This is a genomic window from Fulvivirga sp. (assembly GCF_040218215.1).
In the GTDB taxonomy this organism is placed as follows: domain Bacteria; phylum Bacteroidota; class Bacteroidia; order Cytophagales; family Cyclobacteriaceae; genus Fulvivirga.
In genome coordinates, this window is sequence record NZ_JAVJQL010000028.1 from 183043 (window position 1) to 202069 (window position 19027).

At 37.0% G+C, this 19027-nt stretch carries 20 protein-coding genes; 11 read left to right on the forward strand and 9 right to left on the reverse strand.

Annotated features, from left to right (window positions below):
• The first annotated feature begins 32 nt into the window (after nucleotides 1–32).
• Genes RIB54_RS19145 through RIB54_RS19155 form a run of 3 tightly spaced genes read left to right on the forward strand, consistent with a single transcriptional unit; the run spans nucleotide 33 to nucleotide 1510 of the window.
• A complete protein-coding gene (locus tag RIB54_RS19145) occupies nucleotides 33–398 on the forward strand; it encodes a phage holin family protein (protein ID WP_350070480.1) in 366 nt (121 codons plus the stop codon).
• Between the two features lie 7 nt (nucleotides 399–405).
• On the forward strand, nucleotides 406–777 hold the full coding sequence (locus RIB54_RS19150) for a hypothetical protein (protein ID WP_350102396.1): 372 nt from the start codon (nucleotides 406–408) through the stop codon (nucleotides 775–777).
• Nucleotides 746–1510 carry a phosphoglycerol geranylgeranyltransferase gene (locus RIB54_RS19155; RefSeq protein WP_350070485.1) on the forward strand — a complete coding sequence of 255 codons (765 nt, stop codon included), beginning with the start codon at nucleotides 746–748 and terminating at the stop codon, nucleotides 1508–1510. The genes RIB54_RS19150 and RIB54_RS19155 overlap by 32 nt, the downstream gene beginning before the upstream one ends.
• Here RIB54_RS19155 and RIB54_RS19160 read toward each other — a convergent pair.
• From RIB54_RS19160 to panC, 7 genes are all read right to left on the reverse strand, one after another.
• A complete protein-coding gene (locus RIB54_RS19160) occupies nucleotides 1496–2419 on the reverse strand; it encodes a helix-turn-helix domain-containing protein (protein WP_350070488.1) in 924 nt (307 codons plus the stop codon). The genes RIB54_RS19155 and RIB54_RS19160 overlap by 15 nt on opposite strands.
• 100 nt (nucleotides 2420–2519) lie before the next feature.
• Entirely contained in the window at nucleotides 2520–3662 is a 1143-nt protein-coding gene (locus RIB54_RS19165; RefSeq protein WP_350102397.1) for an acyl-CoA dehydrogenase, read from the reverse strand.
• A gap of 86 nt (nucleotides 3663–3748) precedes the next feature.
• The gene (locus RIB54_RS19170; protein WP_350102398.1) at nucleotides 3749–4441 is read right to left on the reverse strand and encodes a zinc metallopeptidase; all 693 of its coding nucleotides are present in this window, start codon (nucleotides 4439–4441) and stop codon (nucleotides 3749–3751) included.
• A gap of 8 nt (nucleotides 4442–4449) precedes the next feature.
• Complete coding sequence (gene rfaE2 / locus RIB54_RS19175; protein WP_350102399.1) at nucleotides 4450–4935, reverse strand: D-glycero-beta-D-manno-heptose 1-phosphate adenylyltransferase; 486 nt, start codon at nucleotides 4933–4935, stop codon at nucleotides 4450–4452.
• Complete coding sequence (locus tag RIB54_RS19180) at nucleotides 4916–5956, reverse strand: lysylphosphatidylglycerol synthase transmembrane domain-containing protein (RefSeq protein WP_350070500.1); 1041 nt, start codon at nucleotides 5954–5956, stop codon at nucleotides 4916–4918. The genes rfaE2 and RIB54_RS19180 overlap by 20 nt, the downstream gene beginning before the upstream one ends.
• Nucleotides 5957–5965: 9 nt before the next feature.
• On the reverse strand, nucleotides 5966–6313 hold the full coding sequence (gene panD / locus RIB54_RS19185; protein WP_350070503.1) for an aspartate 1-decarboxylase: 348 nt from the start codon (nucleotides 6311–6313) through the stop codon (nucleotides 5966–5968).
• Nucleotides 6314–6328: 15 nt separating this feature from the next.
• On the reverse strand, nucleotides 6329–7168 hold the full coding sequence (gene panC, locus RIB54_RS19190; protein WP_350102400.1) for a pantoate--beta-alanine ligase: 840 nt from the start codon (nucleotides 7166–7168) through the stop codon (nucleotides 6329–6331).
• 117 nt (nucleotides 7169–7285) lie between these two features.
• Here panC and RIB54_RS19195 point away from each other — a divergent pair, with 117 nt between their 5' ends.
• The 3 genes from RIB54_RS19195 to glmS are packed head-to-tail and all read left to right on the forward strand — an operon-like array spanning nucleotide 7286 to nucleotide 11357.
• Complete coding sequence (locus RIB54_RS19195; RefSeq protein ID WP_350102401.1) at nucleotides 7286–8092, forward strand: glycogen/starch synthase; 807 nt, start codon at nucleotides 7286–7288, stop codon at nucleotides 8090–8092.
• Nucleotides 8076–9515, forward strand: coding sequence for a DUF4270 family protein (locus RIB54_RS19200; RefSeq protein ID WP_350102402.1), 1440 nt, complete (start codon nucleotides 8076–8078; stop codon nucleotides 9513–9515). Before RIB54_RS19195 ends, RIB54_RS19200 begins: the two co-directional genes overlap by 17 nt.
• Nucleotides 9516–9521: 6 nt before the next feature.
• On the forward strand, nucleotides 9522–11357 hold the full coding sequence (glmS, locus tag RIB54_RS19205) for a glutamine--fructose-6-phosphate transaminase (isomerizing) (RefSeq protein ID WP_350070514.1): 1836 nt from the start codon (nucleotides 9522–9524) through the stop codon (nucleotides 11355–11357).
• Between the two features lies 1 nt (nucleotide 11358).
• Here the strand turns inward: glmS and RIB54_RS19210 are convergent, their stop codons facing one another.
• Nucleotides 11359–12009, reverse strand: coding sequence for a 3-hydroxyacyl-CoA dehydrogenase family protein (locus RIB54_RS19210; protein WP_350102403.1), 651 nt, complete (start codon nucleotides 12007–12009; stop codon nucleotides 11359–11361).
• 85 nt (nucleotides 12010–12094) lie between these two features.
• On the opposite strand from RIB54_RS19210, the gene RIB54_RS19215 reads away from it, so the two are divergent.
• From RIB54_RS19215 to RIB54_RS19235, 5 genes are all read left to right on the forward strand, one after another.
• Nucleotides 12095–12472 (forward strand): RidA family protein, encoded by a 378-nt coding sequence (locus RIB54_RS19215; protein ID WP_350102404.1) that lies wholly within the window; start codon nucleotides 12095–12097, stop codon nucleotides 12470–12472.
• 77 nt (nucleotides 12473–12549) lie between these two features.
• Nucleotides 12550–14100 (forward strand): glutamate--tRNA ligase, encoded by a 1551-nt coding sequence (gene gltX / locus RIB54_RS19220; RefSeq protein ID WP_350102405.1) that lies wholly within the window; start codon nucleotides 12550–12552, stop codon nucleotides 14098–14100.
• A 4-nt stretch (nucleotides 14101–14104) separates the two neighbouring features.
• Nucleotides 14105–14332 carry a hypothetical protein gene (locus RIB54_RS19225; protein WP_350070525.1) on the forward strand — a complete coding sequence of 76 codons (228 nt, stop codon included), beginning with the start codon at nucleotides 14105–14107 and terminating at the stop codon, nucleotides 14330–14332.
• Between the two features lie 137 nt (nucleotides 14333–14469).
• A complete protein-coding gene (locus RIB54_RS19230) occupies nucleotides 14470–15678 on the forward strand; it encodes an NAD(P)-dependent oxidoreductase (protein ID WP_350102406.1) in 1209 nt (402 codons plus the stop codon).
• A 76-nt stretch (nucleotides 15679–15754) separates the two neighbouring features.
• Nucleotides 15755–16957 carry a Pycsar system effector family protein gene (locus RIB54_RS19235; protein ID WP_350102407.1) on the forward strand — a complete coding sequence of 401 codons (1203 nt, stop codon included), beginning with the start codon at nucleotides 15755–15757 and terminating at the stop codon, nucleotides 16955–16957.
• Here RIB54_RS19235 and ppk1 read toward each other — a convergent pair.
• Entirely contained in the window at nucleotides 16939–18984 is a 2046-nt protein-coding gene (gene ppk1 / locus RIB54_RS19240; RefSeq protein WP_350102408.1) for a polyphosphate kinase 1, read from the reverse strand. The genes RIB54_RS19235 and ppk1 overlap by 19 nt on opposite strands.
• Between the last annotated feature and the right edge of the window lie 43 nt (nucleotides 18985–19027).

A 19027-nucleotide genomic window follows, 5' to 3' on the forward strand; every position in this document is an offset into this window, starting at 1 on the left:
CTATCTTCGTTAGATAATTAAGCATTTAAACTGTGTCTGAGAAAAAGGGAATATTGGGCTTACTAGGTATTGACAACATTTTTGAAAGCATCAAAAAGTTGGTAGATACTAGGCTTCAGATCATCAAACTTGAATTAAAAGATGATTTAGCTAAATTTTTAGCCAATGCATTTATAAGTATAATCACCATTAACATTCTTCTCATTGCTATCATGCTCATTAGCATTGGAGTTAGCATATACCTTGGTGATGTTCTTGACAACTACACAATGGGTTTTATTTTAGTGGCCTGCTTCTATTTACTTATATTCTTCTTACTTCTTATTTTTAGAAACAAAATAGGCCTTAAGGAGTTTTTTGAGAAAGAACTTAACAAATGGCTGAATATTGATAACTGAAAAGGATATGTCGCTAAGGTTAAAACTTGAAAAGCAATCTGACGAAGAGCAAAAATACCTGGAAAGTGAAATTCTCAAGATTTCTGAAAAAGGTAAAAAAATTGCCATAAATGGGTTGTATATAGCGGGAGGTCTGGCGTTAGCATATTTGCTCTTCAAATATTTTATTGAAGATGAAAAGCCCAAGAAAACAACTAAGCCCGTAAAAATTGATGAAACGTCAGAAGAAGTCAAGGAATCATTCTTGGGAGGAATTACAAAGACGTTTGCAAAAGAAGCGGCACTTATAATATTGGCCATGGCTAAAGATAAGTTGGTAGAATATTTAAACAAAGACTCCGAAAGTAATGAAGAGCATCCTTCAAGAGCTTCAAAATAAAAAGGTACTGGGTCAAAAGTCTTTGGCAGTACTTATAGATCCGGATAAGATCACTGATTTATCAGCAATTCACCAATTGATTTCATTGGCCAATGAAAGTTATGTTGACTACTTTTTTGTTGGCGGCAGCCTAATTACTACTGATAATCTCAATCAGATAGTACAATTAATTAAAGGAGAAAGCGAAATTCCTGTAGTTCTCTTTCCAGGAAACAATATGCACATAAGTAATGATGCCGATGCTATTCTTTTTTTAAGCTTGATATCAGGAAGAAATGCAGATTTATTGATTGGACAGCATGTTAATGCAGCTCCTTTTCTTAATAAAAGTTCGCTGGAAATACTTCCCACCGGATATATGTTAATTAACTCTGGCAGCACTTCTTCAGCTTCCTATATGAGCAATACTATGCCTATACCCCCAGATAAATATTCAATTGCCTCATCTACTGCCTTAGCCGGCCAAATGCTTGGTCTCAAACTCATTTATATGGATGCGGGTAGTGGCTCAAAATCTGCCATTAGCACCAAGATGATTCGTAAGGTTAACGAAACGATTAATTGCCCTTTAATTATTGGCGGTGGCATTACATCAACTAATTTGGCCAATGAGGCACTAATGGCTGGTGCAGATGTGATAGTTATTGGTAATGCAATAGAAAAAAACCCCAATCTAATGATTGAGGTTTCTGAAAAAATCTATGATCTAAATAAGAGTTTAGACGTTCATTAAAGTCTCTCTCTTTCTCATTTTACCTGCCGGAATGCCATACATCATTTTGAATCTACGGCAGAAATATGCTGTATCTTTATAACCGCAATTTTTACCAATATCCCTAATGCTCATTTTAGTTGTTCTTAATAACTTCACTGCATATTCCATTCTTTGGTATTCAATATAATCCTGAGGATTAATACCCGTTAGGGTCTTGAAGTACTGTCCAACATAATCTTCTGAAACATCTGCAATATCTGAAAGAGCCTTATTGGTCAACTCTCCACTCAAATTATCTTTGATATATTTAAATAGCTTGATCAGACGAGGATCTTTAAAGTAAGTACTGTTTGTTGCCATTTGCTCCACAAACAACCTCTTCTCCAAAATATGCCTGATCGCCTCTATTACCATAAACTCCGTTTTGATCTTAATCACTCTCTGATTCCCGGCTCTAGCTTTTTGGTTTTCGGTTATCACATCATAAATGGCACTATTAACTGCAACGTTTTCTAAAGAAAAGGCAGGTATATCCAAAGCTGTAAAGAAGTTAACAGTATCAAATACCTTAGTTTCAAATACAATCATGGTAAAGTCTGCTACAACATTAGAAAGATCTTCTGCCCCTGCGGTTTTAAAATACTCTGATTGCTTAAAGCCAAACTCTTCTAAACTAAGCTCAGGTGCCTTTTCATCTACCATTCCAAAAGACAATGGTGTCATTCTATTGGCTGGAATTAAAAGTGCATGACCCTCTTTTAAAAGCTCTTTATCCTTCCCAAAATGGATTGTCCCCTTCTTCAATATCAAAATTGCATTCTCCGTCTCTTCATAGTCTTTAAGGCTAAAAGGAGTTGAAACCTTTATATTATTGGACTTTAAGTATTTAATACCTAAGGATTCAATTATTTTGTTGTAATCTTCCATTACGATGCTGTATTTATTTAACCATAAAACTAAATATTATTCGCAATATAATCATGCACTTTTCCAAGAAAAGTATGATTTTTTACAGATAGTTATTTAATTACCTTTTAAGTAACTCTCTCGCAATCACAATCTTCTGAATTTCTGACGTTCCCTCATAGATTTGTGTTATTTTGGCATCTCTCATCAGGCGCTCTACGTGGTATTCTTTCACAAACCCATAACCGCCATGAACCTGAACCGCCTCCACCGTAATATCCATGGCGGCTTTTGATGCAAATAACTTAGCCATAGCTGCGGCCTTCACATAATCCTTGCCCTGGTCCTTTAAAGCAGCTGCATGAAAACACATTAACCTGGCTGCCTCAATTTGAGTGGCCATGTCAGATAATTTGAATTGAATGGCCTGATGTTGCGATATCTCCTTGCCAAATGCTTTTCTTTCCTTTGAATATTGCAATGCCAATTCATAAGCTCCGGAAGCTATACCCAATGCCTGAGAAGCTATACCTATTCTTCCGCCATTTAGTGTTGACATAGCAAACTTAAACCCAAAACCATCTTCCCCTATTCTATTTGCTTTAGGTACTTTAACGTCTGTAAACATTAAAGAATGAGTATCAGAGCCCCTAATCCCTAACTTATTCTCCTTTTTTCCTACAACAAAACCCTCCATGCCCTTCTCCACAATTAGAGCGTTGATACCATGATGCTTCTTGTCCACATCAGTTTGAGCAATAACTATGTAAGTACTTGCAGTACCCCCATTAGTAATCCAGTTTTTGGTACCATTGAGCAAATAATGGTCACCCATGTCAATGGCCGTTGTACGCTGACTTGTGGCATCAGATCCTGCCTCTGGCTCTGACAAACAAAAAGCCCCGATATGTTCACCAGTGGTGAGTTTGGTAAGGTACTTTTCCTTTTGCTCCTCATTCCCATATTTCTCAATACCCCAGCATACCAATGAATTATTTACTGACATGATCACAGAACAAGATGCATCAACTTTAGAAATCTCCTCCATGGCCAACACATAGCTTATGGAGTCCATACCACCTCCGTTATATTTAGGGTCAGCCATCATGCCCAAAAAACCAAGTTCACCGAGCTTCTTTACTTGCTCCTTCGGATAAATCTGATTTTCATCTCTCTCAATAACACCTGGTAATAGCTCTGTTTGAGCAAAGTCCCTTGCAGCATCTCTAACCGCTAGCTGCTCTTCTGTCAATTCAAAATTCATGGTTTACTTTTCTTTTTCTTATAAAAACAAAGAGGGCCAGAATGTTTATTCTGACCCTCAAAAATACATTTATTTTACATTTGGAATTAGTCTCTGCCCCCTAAAAACATACTAACATAGTATAGAAGAGTTACCAAAGATCCTAGGGCAACCACTACATAGGTCATGGCAGCCCATTTAAGCGCATCTTTAGCCATATCATGCTCCTGACTATTAACAATACCCCTTTCATCTATCCAAGCCAATGCTCTTTTACTGGCGTCAAACTCTACAGGCAAAGTAACAAATGAGAATAATGTCATTACCCCATAGGCACCAATTATAACTAAAAGCACCATTTTAATCGGGAAGGCTGAGAAAAGGAAAAACCCTCCAAACAACATCACCATCATAATAACATTTAGGATTTTGGCACTTGCATTTTGAACAGGCACCATTGCAGACCTGAACTCCAACATGCTATAAGCGGTGGCATGCTGTACAGCATGTCCACATTCGTGTGATGCTACTGCCGCTGCGGCAGCATTTCTGCCATTATAAACTTCTGGGCTCAGGTTTACACTTTTATTAGCTGGGTTATAATGGTCTGTTAATTTTCCTGGCACACAAATTACTTCTACGTCATGGATACCATGGTCAGCAAGCATTAACTTGGCTACCTCTGCACCAGAAAGGTTTTTGGTTAATGGTATCTGAGAATACTTTTTGAACTTGTTTTTTAATCTTGCGCTTACGGCATAGCTCAGAATACCGAAGACAATCATAATTACAAAAATCATAGCTTTAGTTATTTAAGTTTTTTTATTTTTTCAACAATATTAGTGGTAGAGTAACCATCTACAAGTGAGATTGTTTCAACTCTTCCTCCATGGGCTTTCACAATATCTGCGCCAACTATATTTTCTGCCAAATAGTCATTACCTTTTACTAAAATATCAGGCAAAAGTTGCGAAATCAGCTCTTTAGGTGTGTCTTCAGAGAACAAAATAACCGCATCAACAAATGACAGGGCCGCCAAAATCCTTGCCCTGGAGTATTCATTATTTAATGGCCTTTCTTCCCCTTTGATTTTACGAACAGAATTATCCGAATTTAAGCCAACTACCAACTTGTCTCCCAATTCCTTTGACTTCTCGAGATAATCAATGTGCCCTAAGTGAAGAATGTCAAAACATCCATTAGTAAAAACCACTTCATCACCACCCTCTTGCCATTGTTTAATCAACGGTTTGAGTTCGTTTAGAGGTTTAATCTTATTGGCTGTTGGTTTCAATTTTTGTTCTTATTATTTGGCTTGAAATTAATGAAAATGCACCTACTAAAATAATGATGACAGTCTGCCATCCGTGAAATATAAATGTAAAAGCTATGGCCTTATCTTGAGGCAAACTGTAAAGTAAAACGAGTCCGGTAGATACCAATACATGGAAACTACCAGCTCCTCCCGGAAGTGGCAGTGCCATGGCAATCCCTCCAATAACGAAAATAGTCAATGCTGCTCCCAGACCAAGATTCTCTGTTTCGGGGAATGCCAGCATGACAAAGTACATCATTAAATAATAACAGATCCAAATTAATAATGAATCAATAATAAATGCAGAGCGACTTTTTAATTTGAGAACGGATTTAACACCATCCTTAATTCCAAGCAAGGCAGATTTTGATTTTGACAATAGCCTAAGCATTAAATATTTCTTTCTTTTAAGTAGAAAAAGAAAAATAAGACCCATAGCCGCTAAAAATAGAATCCCGGCTATAATGACAATGATCATATTTCCTGAACCCTCCTGATTGGTAAGCTCTTGCACTTCATCAGATTTAAAGAACAGAATAAGGCTATCTAATTGAATAAAGAACGAAATGGCTATTAAAATGATAAGAAAAATAAGGTCGATAACCCTTTCAGCAACGACCGTTCCGAGCGAAACATCCACTGGAGTTTTGTTAAGTCTGTATAGATTATAACAACGTGAAACTTCACCGCCCCTTGGTATGGCCAGGTTTATAAAATAGCCAATCATAACAGACAGAAACCCCTGTTTCAAGGTCAGGTCATATCCAATTGGGTTGAGTAAAAGCTTCCAACGCTGCGCGCGTATTAAATGACTTAGTAATGCCACAAAACCTGAAAGTATTAAAAAGGATTTATTGGCCGATGACCAAACGTTTAGAAGATAATCAACTTTACTTGTCCCTTCTGATACCTCAATATTTTCAAATGAAACCCAAAGCAGTAATGCCGTCACTGCCAACATAATTGCATACTTTAGGAAGTTCTTGATTTTATTACTCATGAATTGAGCTTAGGAAAGCTTGTTGTCATTATCAGGAAAGATAATGGCTGGTTTAAAAGTCTTTGCTTCCTCAAAATCCATAGAGGCATAGGAAATAATTATAATGATATCGCCTACCTGAACACGCCTCGCTGCAGGTCCGTTAAGGCAAACCATTCCACTTCCTCTTTCTCCTTTTATGGTATAAGTCTCAATACGCTCGCCATTGTTTACATTAACAATTTGAACCTTCTCTCCTTCGAGTAAATTGGCAGCTTCTAACAAATCTTCATCAATAGTTATACTACCGACATAATGAAGTTCTGCCTGTGTAACTCTTGCTCTATGTATTTTTGACTTTAATACTTCTATATTCACTTCACTCTCTATTAATTAGAAAATTATATTATCTATTAATCGCACTCCATCTACTGTAGCTGCTATGCATACGGCAACAGAATTATTTGCAGAATTGTTCTTTACGCTTTCTAAACTATCCGCATTTACATATTCCAGATATTCGACTGATATCCCTTCAATCTCCAGATTATTAATTAATTCGGTTCTTACCTCATCAAAATCTTTGTGATCTACAATTGATTTTTTGGCCTCTTCAAGGGTTTGACTGAGTTTTGCTGCAGATTTCAATCCTCCTGCTGACAAACGCTTGTTTCTTGAGGACATGGCCAAACCACTATCATCTCTTTTAATAGGTATTTGCCTTAACTCTATATTATATGACAAGTCCTTCACCAATTGGCTTATAATTTTATACTGCTGCAAATCCTTTTGTCCAAAATAAGCTCTGTCCGGATTAACTATATTAAAAAGTTTAGATACAACAATAGCCACACCATTAAAATGCCCGGGTCTGTGGCTCCCTTCCATTGATTGTTCTAAATCCCCAAAGTTAAACTTTAACAATGGGTTTTTAGGGTACATTTCTTCTACAGATGGGTTAAAAACAATATCACAATCGAATGATTTTAGAAATTCTGTATCCAGATCAAAAGTCCGGGGATAATTTTTGAGATCGTCATCATTATTAAACTGTGTGGGATTCACAAAGATGCTGCAAACGGTAACATCATTTTCAGCCAATGAAGCCTTCAGCAATGCAGCATGGCCATCGTGCAAGGCACCCATGGTAGGAACCAACCCAACGGTTTTTCGCTCTAATCTCAGCTCATTTAGACTCAATTGAAGAGACGAAATATCTCTAAAAATCTGCATTTCTGTTGTTTAAAAGGGACGCAAAACTAAGTTTTTCAAAAGATATAATCTTGAATAAAGGAGAAAATTTTGTACTTTTGTGGTTTAATTCTCGGATATAATCAAATCTATACATATATGTCAAAACTACGTGTTCTTTATGTTGCCAGTGAGATCAATCCTTTTTTGCAAACTTCAGAGGTTGCTGACTTCGTAAGAAAATTGCCGCAGGCAATGCAAGAAAGAGGGATGGAAATAAGAATACTGGTCCCTAGATTTGGATTGATAAATGAAAGAAAAAATAGACTTCATGAAGTGGTTAGACTTTCAGGTATCAATATTTCAGTTGGAGAAGAAGAAAAACCTTTGATTATTAAGGTGGCTTCTATCCCCAATGCCAAACTTCAGGTGTACTTCATTGATAATGAAGATTACTTCCACAGGAAGTATGTTTTCCACGATAAGGAAAATAAATTTTACGAAGACAATGACGAGCGCGCAATATTTTTCTGTAAAGGCGTTATAGAAACAGTAAAGAAATTAGGTTGGGCTCCGGATATCGTACATTGTAATGACTGGATGACAAGTTTAATTCCATTATACTTGAAAACAACATACAAGAACGATCCGTTGTTTAAGGATGCTAAATCTATTTTCACAATTCATAATAACAGCTTTAGTCATAAGTTTAATGACGACTTGCTCGAGAAAGTGAAAATGATGGACATTGAAGATAGTATGTTAGCCAATTTGCAAAGCGCAGACTATCAGGGATTCATTAAATTAGGAATGGAGTTTTCCGACTCAGTAATTATGGCTGAAGAAGATAATTCACTTTCAGAACTTTTTGAAGAAATTAACGATAAAAAGAAATTAGAAACTATCGAACAGAACGATAACTTTTCTGAATCATACTTTAACTTATATAATGAACTTGTGGGATAAGAAATTGGGGCTATTTTTAATAGCCCTAACATTCTTCGGATGTGAAGAAGAAATAGGAAACATTAGTTTAGCCCCAGAAAATAATTTGGGGATTTTTTTTGCGGAAACTTCTCTGGCTGAGAATATAGGACAGGTTTGGACAGGAGCAGCCCGTTCATCATTTTCGGGAAGGGTTATGGTAGGTCAATATACTGACCCGGTATTTGGAGATATAACCGCCAAGGCTTTTTGCGATGTATCAATAGCCCAAGCCAATTACGACAAGGGTACAATTACAACGTCTGCTCTCAAAAGCATGTCTATGAAAGTTCGCATAGTTGATGCTGCTGGAACCTATAATTCATCTGAAATTCAAAATTTAGAGTTATACGAGCTTGTTAATCCAATTGAGAATCTTGAAAATTCTACAAGCTCTAACAAATTGGAGCTCGGTGAATTGATTGGTGGCGCCAAAATAGAATTGTATAAAGATTCAATTAATTATGTATATGACGGTACAGATACTCCTGGGTCTAGGTATGATGCCAATAAAGTATACATATATGAAGCCAAATTTGATATTATTGGAAGGTATAAAGATGAGTTTCTTCAAAGATTTGAAGAAGCTGTAGTTCGTGGTGCAGCCGTAGATACTGAAGACACAGACAGCGTATCTTACTTTCTTGATCAATATGTAAAAGGCTTTGCAATAGTTGGTAAAGATGACAATAATGCTGTTATCACTTTTAATTTGAATGATGGTAACTCGATAATAAACTTAAAGTATACCACTTTAGATGCCGAATCTCAACCAGTTGATAAAGAAGCTACATTTCTTCTTAACTATCTTAAATCATTTAGTAATGTAACTCCAAATGAAAAAGTACTTTGGACCAATTCTCTTTTTAACAAAATTTCTACTACCAATGAAATTTTTAAGTTGAGTAGTGGATCTGCCTATTTTCAATCAGGATCTAATATGCTAATAGATTTAGACCTGTCTGGCTTTAGAAACTTTAAAGACACGCTCTCTGAAAATGTAATAGTTCAACGTGCTGAAGTGATTATAAGTGATCCTTTTGGTTTTGAGCCTTTTAGTCAGCCTCCATCAAATTTAGGGGTTTTCCTAACATCGTTGGATAGTATTGCTACTGGCAATTTAAATATACTAGGCAGTGCCACTGTTGCAACAGAAACGGCATTGAATATGACATACAACTCTGAACTAAAACAATATAGTTTCAGCATCCCATTGTACCTTCAGGCTCTTATAGATAATAATATTACTTACGATCACTTGATAATAGATGCAAATAGAGTAGGATCAACCAGTAACGGAGCTAAATTCACAACAAACGTTAGAGATACAAATTTAAGGAAGCTTGCCATTTCAAAGGACAAAGTAAAACTTAGATATTATTATTCTATTCCTGATAAAAACTAATTTAATATGTGTGGAATTGTAGCATATGTAGGTCATCGCAAGGCTCATGAGGTCATTATAAAAGGACTGAAAAGGCTTGAATATAGAGGTTATGATAGTGCAGGAATTGCTCTATTAAATAACGGCTTAAATATTTATAAGAAAAAGGGAAAGGTTTCTGAGCTTGAAAACTTTATTCATGAGCAAGAGCTAACAAGCACAATTGGTATTGGGCATACTAGATGGGCAACTCATGGTGAACCAAATGACATTAATGCCCACCCTCATTATTCTCATTCTAAGAACCTGGCAATTATTCACAATGGAATAATTGAAAATTATAGTTCCTTAAAACAAGAACTGATCAATAAAGGGCACGTATTCACAAGCGAGACAGACTCAGAAGTTTTTATACACTTTATTGAGGATATACAGATTAATAATAACTGTACTCTGGATGAAGCTGTTAGGCTGGCTTTAACCAAAGTTGTTGGAGCATACGCAATTGTTATAATGTCAAAAGATGACCCAAGCCTTTTAATTGCTGCAAGAAAAGGTAGTCCACTAGTTATAGGCGTGGGTGAAAATGAATTCTTTTTAGCCTCTGATGCCACACCTATTATTGAGTACACAAATGAAGTAGTATACCTAAATGAATACGAAATTGCCGTTATCAATAATAATGAGCTAAAAATTAAAAACACGCAGGATGTTCCATTAACACCATATATCCAAACATTGGATATGGAGTTAGAGGCGATCGAAAAAGGTGGCTATGAGCATTTTATGCTGAAAGAGATTTTTGAGCAGCCAAAGTCTATTAGTGATTGCATGCGAGGAAGACTTGATGCCAATGAAGGCAGGTTAGTGCTTGGTGGTATCAGGGAATATGCTAACAAACTTGTCAATGCTGACAGAATAATTATTGTTGCTTGCGGCACTTCATGGCATGCAGGTCTTGTTGCTGAATACTTCTTTGAGGAATTCTGTAGAATACCGGTTGAAGTAGAGTATGCCTCTGAGTTTAGATATCGAAACCCTATTATCAATGAAGGTGATGTTGTTATTGCAATATCACAATCTGGAGAAACTGCAGATACTTTAGCTGCTATAGAATTAGCAAAATCAAAAGGTGCTATTATCTTTGGTGTGTGTAACGTAGTAGGTTCTTCTATTGCAAGAACCTCACATGAAGGAGCCTATACTCACGCAGGGCCAGAAATAGGTGTGGCAAGTACTAAAGCTTTTACAGCACAGCTCACTGTACTTAATATGATTGCATTACGAGTTGCTCATAAAAAAGGAACCATCTCGGAAAGAAGATATCGGGAGCTTCTTGTTGAGCTAGAAAATATTCCTTCAAAAGTTGAGAAAGCGCTAAAGCTTGAACCTCAGATTAAGGAAATTGCTGAGCTATTTAAAGATGCACGAAATTTCTTATACCTTGGAAGGGGCTTCAACTTCCCGGTTGCACTGGAAGGTGCCTTAAAACTTAAAGAGATTAGTTATATCCACGCTGAAGGTTACCCTGCGGCTGAAATGAAGCATGGTCCTATTGCTTTAATAGATGAAGAAATGCCTGTGGTATTTATTGCTACACGTGATAGTAGTTATGATAAGGTAGTGTCAAACATTCAGGAGGTAAAGGCCCGAAAAGGTAAAGTTATTGCCGTAGTTACAGAAGGAGATGTGTTAATCCCAAAAATGGCTGAGTACGTTATAGAAGTTCCTAAAACTGATGAAGCTTTAATGCCAATGGTATCTGTTATTCCACTACAATTGCTTTCTTATCATATTGCAGTTATGAGGGGTTGTAACGTTGATCAGCCAAGAAATTTGGCTAAATCAGTAACTGTAGAATAGCTTAAGATTTTAAATATTCTTGCTTTAAAAGAGGAGCTATTTTATATCGCTCCTCTTTTGTATCCTCATATATTACTTCTAAGGTCTCATAAACCTGCGTAATACCGATCTTCTCACACCATTCAAAAGGCCCAAACGGATAATTAGTGCCTAATTTCATTCCCTGATCAATATCTTTCCTGCTGGCAGTACCTTCCATTACGGTGTAGAAAGCTTCATTTATAATCATTAGGATCACACGAGGCGTAACCATCCCTACCCTATCATCAACAACCTCATATTGAAAATTAAGCTGAGTTAATTGTTCTTCATTTACATCCCCATTAATTGAAGACACTTCTAAAACATCACGGTCAAAAAAAGTAGCTAACCCATTAAATCCATAAATGCTGTTCTTCCACTTGCCGTAAGTAAATTGCAGCTCTGCCAAGGAAATTTTAACAGTATTTAAAAACACAACTGTGTCTTTCAATTTAGAATAATGATCAACTAACTCTGGATTTTCATCAAGGGTAAAGTCAAAAATAAAATCGTAGAGGGCAGGGTCTGCACAATCAAAAAAATCAAATACATGCTCCAAATCACAGATACTTTCCAACCTATTTTGAGCTTCTGAAAATGAACCTGCTGAGCCTACAATTAATATTTTCATTTCAACTATTAAATAATTCTAATTAAAGACACTAATCAACGATATTAGCGAAGCAAAAATAGAGATAACCAAAAACTATACTACTATGAAAAAGATTATTAACAGCAATCTGGCACCTGAACCTATCGGCCCATACAGTCAGGCTGTTTTGGCAGGCAATACACTTTATATTTCGGGCCAAATTGCTATCAACCGTGCAACTGGAGAAATGATTACCTCAGACATCGAAGTAGAGACAGCGCAAGTAATGAAAAACCTTGAAGCAATATTAAGCGAAGCAGGTTTCAACTTTACAAATGTTGTCAAATGCGGCATTTTCATAAAAAACATGGATGACTTCTCCAAAATCAATGCAGTATATGGTAAATACTTTACTGAAAACCCACCGGCCAGAGAGACTGTAGAGGTTAGTCGTTTGCCTAAAGATGTAAATGTTGAAATTTCCTGTATTGCCATAAAATAGTGCCTCACTAAGATGAATACCCATCGCTGTTATTCACGCTCATAATTTGTTAACTTTGCACTCCTAAATTTATAAGCATGCAAAACGGGGTAAGAGTTAGATTCGCACCAAGTCCAACAGGGGCATTACACATTGGTGGTGTAAGAACAGCATTGTACAACTATCTTTTTGCCAAAAAACATAATGGCAAGATGGTTTTAAGGATTGAAGATACTGATCAAGCCAGGTATGTAGAAGGTGCGGAAGAATATATTTTGAATGCCTTAGAATGGGTAGGAATTATCCCTGACGAAAGCCCCAAAGTAGGTGGGGAGTTTGGGCCATACAGACAGTCTGAAAGGAAGGATATTTATATGGACTATGCCAAAAGGCTGGTTGATGAAGGAAATGCCTACTATGCATTCGACACTTCTGAAGAACTTGAAGCGATGCGTGAGCGGCTAAAGGCAGCCAAAGTGGATACCCCACAATATAATGCCATAACCAGAATGCAAATGAAAAACTCTTTGACCTTAACTGAAGATGAGGTTAAAGAAAGATTAGATTCTGGTGCTCCATATGTCATCAGATTGAAGGTTCCTCGTAAAGAAGATGTGAGGCTCAACGACATGGTACGCGGCTGGGTAATGGTGCATTCTTCAGCTATTGACGACAAAGTATTGATGAAGTCTGACGGTATGCCTACATATCATTTGGCGAATGTTGTTGATGATCATTTAATGAAAATAACACACGTTATCAGAGGAGAAGAATGGCTTCCTTCGGCTCCATTGCACGTGCTTTTATACAAATTTTTAGGATGGGAAGACACAATGCCTCAGTTTGCTCACCTGCCGCTGCTTCTGAAACCTGATGGCAATGGCAAATTAAGCAAGCGTGATGGAGACAAATTAGGCTTCCCTGTATTTCCAATTACTGGAGAATTTGCAGGAAAAGATGGTAAGCCTGAAACATTTAGTGGTTTTAGAGAGGCAGGGTATTTGCCAGATGCCTTCTTAAATTTTCTGGCTTTTTTAGGTTGGAACCCTGGAACAGAGGAAGAGATTTTCTCTTTGGAAAAACTCACTGAGGTTTTTACTGTAGAAAGAATAGGCAAGTCGGGAACCAAATTTGATATTGAAAAGGCCAAATGGTATAATCAGCAGTACCTGAAAGCCAAAACCGGAGAAGAATTGACCAGTTATCTAAAGCCTAACTTAACTGGTGACCACATCGCTTACAGTGATGATATGTTATCCAAAATATGTGACACACTGAAAGAGAGGGTTACTTTCCCTCAGGAAATTTGGACAGAAGGTCAGTTCTTTTTTACAACCCCCTCAAGTTATGATGAAGGTGTGGTGGCTAAAAAATGGGATGAAATTGCCGTCTCTGTATTTGCAGAATATGCAGAAGAAATTAACTCTATCGACAGCTTCAATGCTGAAAATGCCAAAGGGCTTTTGATGGGGATACTAGAGGAGCGTGGACTAAAAATAGGGCAGGTAATGCAATCCCTTAGAATTGCTCTTACAGGAAAGGGGTCTGGGCCCGACCTAATGGAGATCATGGAAATACTTGGGAAAAAAGAGGTTGAAAAAAGAATTCTTAAAGCGATAGAAGTGTTACCAGTAAAAGTGAACAACTAATGTCATGGCCAAGAGAAACCCAAAAAAGGTAGAAAAAAAGAAAGAGAAGCCAACAGTTAACCCAGAACTAGAGGGCTTTAATATTGAAATTGATTCCTTTGGTGAATTAAAAACAAGTTTCAGCATTGATAAAATCAATGAATTTTTGAACAAAAATGTTGAAGATAAAAAGCTTATTGATCGGGAAGATTACAAAGAGCTTAAAAATAAACCAGCAGATGAAGAGGAGTAAATTACTCCTCTTTTTTATTCTGTATAATTCAAAGTACCAATCCTAACTTGTTTAATAAAATAAGACTATTCTGCTCATTCTGAATAGTTTATAAATGATATATTTGCCCAATTTCGTAAACCAAATGCATTATAACAATGATCAAAATCGGCATCCTAAAAGAGGGTAAGGTTCCTGTTGATAAGAGAGTTCCTATTATTCCATCTCAAGCCAAAATAGCATTAGATAAATTTTCTGATTTGGAAATAGTGGCCCAGACCAGTGATATCAGATGTTTTGAGGATGCTGACTATGCAAATGAAGGTGTTAAAATTGTTCAGGAGGTTGATGATTGTGACATCCTTCTTGGTGTCAAAGAAGTGCCTATTAAAAACCTCATTGCCAATAAAACTTATTTGTTCTTTTCTCATACCATTAAGGAGCAGCCTTATAACAGGGAACTGTTGAGAGAAATTTTGAAGAAGAATATCCGGTTAATAGATTATGAATTATTGACAGATCAAAGTAATACAAGAATAGTTGCATTTGGGCGATATGCCGGAATTGTGGGTGCTTATAACGGCATATTGACTTATGGAAAAAGATATAATTTGTTTCGCCTAAGACCTGCACATGAATGTTTTGATCTTGAAGATTTAAAAACTGAATACCAAAAAGTAAAGCTTCCCAAAATAAAAATTGCAGTTACTGGTGGTGGCAGAGTCTCTAAAGGGGCTATGGAAGTACTCACAGGCATGAATATTCGAAAAGTAACTCCTGCAGAATTTTTAACCAATCTTTATGATGAACCTGTTTATGCTCAACTCAACAGCCGTGATTATAATAAGCCTATTGCAGGCGGAGAGTTTAACAGAAGTGAATTCTATGAGCATCCGGAGAATTATGAAAGTGACTTCTTAAAATTTGCTCAAGTGGCAGATGTACTTATTGCGGGAGCATTTTGGGATCCTGAAGCTCCGGTCTTATTTAAGAGAGAAGATATTATAAGACCTGATTTTAAGATCAGGGTAATAGCTGATATTACTTGTGATATTGAAGGGTCAATTCCCTCTACCAAAAGATCCAGCACCATAGACGACCCTATATATGACTACAACCCATCTGATGATGAGGTTGAAGCACCACTAAAGGATGAGGGCAATATAACGGTAATGGCCGTTGACAACCTGCCCTGCGAGTTACCAAGAGATGCCTCAACCGACTTTGGAAATGAAATGGTCAATAATGTATTGCCGCACTTACTTGGTGATGATGAGCAGGAAGTGATTAAGAGAGCTGTAATTGCCGAGAATGGAAGACTAACAGAGAGATTTCAATATTTACAAAATTATGTTGACGGCAATTAAACGTTTGTGCTATGTCGGGCGTTAAGGTTATGTTCTTCAAGGAATTACAGTAATTTTTTACTTACTTAGAAGTATTATGGTTGAAACAAGCCTTCTGAAAAGTGCTCAGTCTTATAGTGAAGAGGTTCTTAAATCCCTTCCTGAAGAATTTACATATCATAACTTGCAGCACACCCTCGAGGTAGTAGAAGCTGTAGATATTATTGGGAAAGAAGAAGGTCTTTCTGAAGAAGAACTTGAAGATGTAAAGCTTGCCGCCTGGTTTCATGATCTTGGCTACAATTGCGACAGCAATAACCACGAAGAAGAAAGTATTCGATTGATGAAAGATAAGTTTTCAGAATGGGGTGTAGAGAACAAGAGGGCTGAGAGAATTGCTCAGATAATTGCGAGCACTAAAATGCCTCAAAACCCTACAGACAAACTGTCTGAAGTTCTTTGTGATTCTGATCTGTTTCACCTTTCTACGGATAATTTTGAGCAAAAAAGTGAACATTTGAGGTATGAAATAGCCAGGGTTTGTGATCAGCAAATGCCACAAACTGACTGGATGAATAAAACCTTATCTTTCATTGGCCAGCATAAATACTTCACAAAGTACGGTCAAAGCGTTCTAGAGCCAAAAAAGCAAGAAAACATAAAGCAGGTAAAAAAAAAGTTGAAAAAGAAGGAAAAATCAACCGAAAAACTTGAAGCCCAGATAATAAAGCTTGAAGAAAAATTGGCAAAGGCTAAAATTCAAAAGCCTGACAGAGGTATAGAAACTATGTTTCGTATTACTTCTAAAAACCATTTGCAGTTGAGTGCAATGGCTGATAACAAGGCCAACATCATGATCTCCATTAACTCCATTATCCTTTCTGTATTGGTATCGGTACTGTTTAGAAAGTTTGAAGATTGGCCTCAGCTCATCATCCCTGCCATGCTACTTGTTTTTGTATGCCTCACCACTATAGTTTTTGCAGTGCTGGCTACAAGGCCAAACGTGTCTTCCGGTAAGTTTACCACTGAAGAAATAAGGGAAAAGAAGACCAACTTGCTATTCTTCGGCAACTTTCATAGTATGGAACTGGACAATTATATGTGGGGTATGCGGGAAATGATGAAAGATGCTGATTTCCTTTATGGCAGTATGATAAAAGATATTTACTTTTTAGGCATTGTACTTGGCAAAAAATACAGAATGCTCAGAAAGTCCTACAACGTGTTCATGTTTGGCTTTATCATCTCCATTCTGAGCTTTATTACTGCTATGTTGCTTTATCCTACGGCTGGTTGACCAAGCCTGTTGAGGTACTCATAAAAATCAACCTGGCTCCTGACCTTCAATGCTCCCTCAATAGGAGCATTATTTAGGTTATGATCCAATTTTACACCCTTAACATTATCATTAATCTGTAGTTCAAGCATCTTAATGACTTGCGCCTTGAATTCCCCTTTTAAAATAGGAAATACAACTTCTATCCTCCGCTCAAGATTCCGGTTCATCCAATCTGCAGAGCCCTGGTATAACTCATCATCTCCATTATTATAAAAATAGAATGCCCTGCTATGCTCCAAATATTGATCTACTATTCTATGAACATTAATGTTCTCACTCATATCTTTTACCCCCGGCACAAGGCAACAAATAGAACGTACAATCATATCAATTTTAACCCCAGCATTACTGGCATCATACAATTTACTGATCATACCCTGATGCTGCAGGTTATTGATCTTGATAATAATCAAGGCCTTCCTACCTGCTTTAGCATTCTCAATTTCCCTGTCAATTAATGATTCAAAACGATCGATAATATTAAATTGAGACACTAGCAGAGATTCAAAATTCGGAGTTTCCTGTTTCTCAAGAAACAAAAACAGCTGATCTAATTCACTGGTCAGTTTTTCATTATTTGACAGCAGCGCCTGATCTGCATAGATGGCTGCTGTCTTCTCATTGAAATTACCCGTTCCGAAATACCCATAATTGACCTTCTGACCCTTGGTGTTTTTTCTGGTTACAACCGCCACCTTGGCATGTACCTTTAAGCCTGGCATGCTGTAAATAATTTTAATACCAGCTGCTTTCATTTTTTCGGCCCATTTAAGATTATTCTGCTCATCAAACCTTGCTTTGAGTTCTACAAAGACCACCACACTTTTTCCATTTATAGCTGCACTTATCAATGCATTGCAAATAAACGACTCTGGGGCAATCCTATAGAAGGTGGCCTTTATTTGCTTCACCTCTGGATCTAGCGCTGCCTCATTAAAGAACCTGAGCACATAGTCATATGATTGGTAAGGAAAATGCATGAGCAAGTCGGACTCATCAATGGCATCAAATATAGATTTATACCCTTCAATAGAGCCTATCTTTAAAGGTGGTTTATAATTATACTCCAGCTCAGGAGACAATGGATTCTTTAAGCCAAACAAGTCGTTCATATTATGATATCGCCCTCCTGGAACCATATCATCATCTACCAATTCAAACCTTTCCTTGATATATTCAACCATCTCCTTTGGCATTTTGGCATCATATAAAAACCTGGAGGGAACACCCAAATTCCTTTTTGTAATCTGCTTTTGAATTTTCTTAACCAAGTCACCGGAATACTCATCTTCAATATTGAGTTCAGCATCCCTGTTAAGCTTTATTGAATAGCATCCTTTAATCTCATAATTGGGGAATAGGAAATCCAGGTTCTCTCTAATAATATCATCTATGGCGATGAAATAATGAACCTCGTTGATAGTGGGAAGCTTAACGAACCTATCAAGAAAATTTGAAGGTATATTTATAAGAGCGTAATCAGGCTCTTTTGATTGACCAACTAAATCAATCACAAAGTACAATTGCTTGTTTTCCAAAAATACTTTTCTCGTCTTCTTTCCAGTAAGGATATGAGGTTGAAGGTATGATAAAACCCTGCTTCTGAAGTAGTGATTAATAACCTCGTAATGATCATTCAAAGGTTGTTCGTCCCGATATAGAACGACTCCATGTTTTTTGAGTTCTGGTATAATTTCCTCCCTTTTAATTCTGCCAAAGTACTGCTGCTGCTCGTTTACTTCTTTCAGTATAGCATCAAGCACCACCCTGGGGTCATCACTCAAATGCTTATAAATTTTCTTTTTATCTATGTTTATAATACTCCTTATAGAAGCCACCCTAACCCGAAAGAATTCATCAAGGTTGGAAGAGTAAATCGCCAGAAACTTTATTCTTTCATAAAGCGGAACATTAGGATTTGCTGCCTCTTGAAGTATTCTCTTATTGAATGAAAGCCAGGAAAGGTCACGATTGAAATAGTACATTTTCAAAAAAATAAATAAACGAAAAAAGGGGCGCAGACGCCCC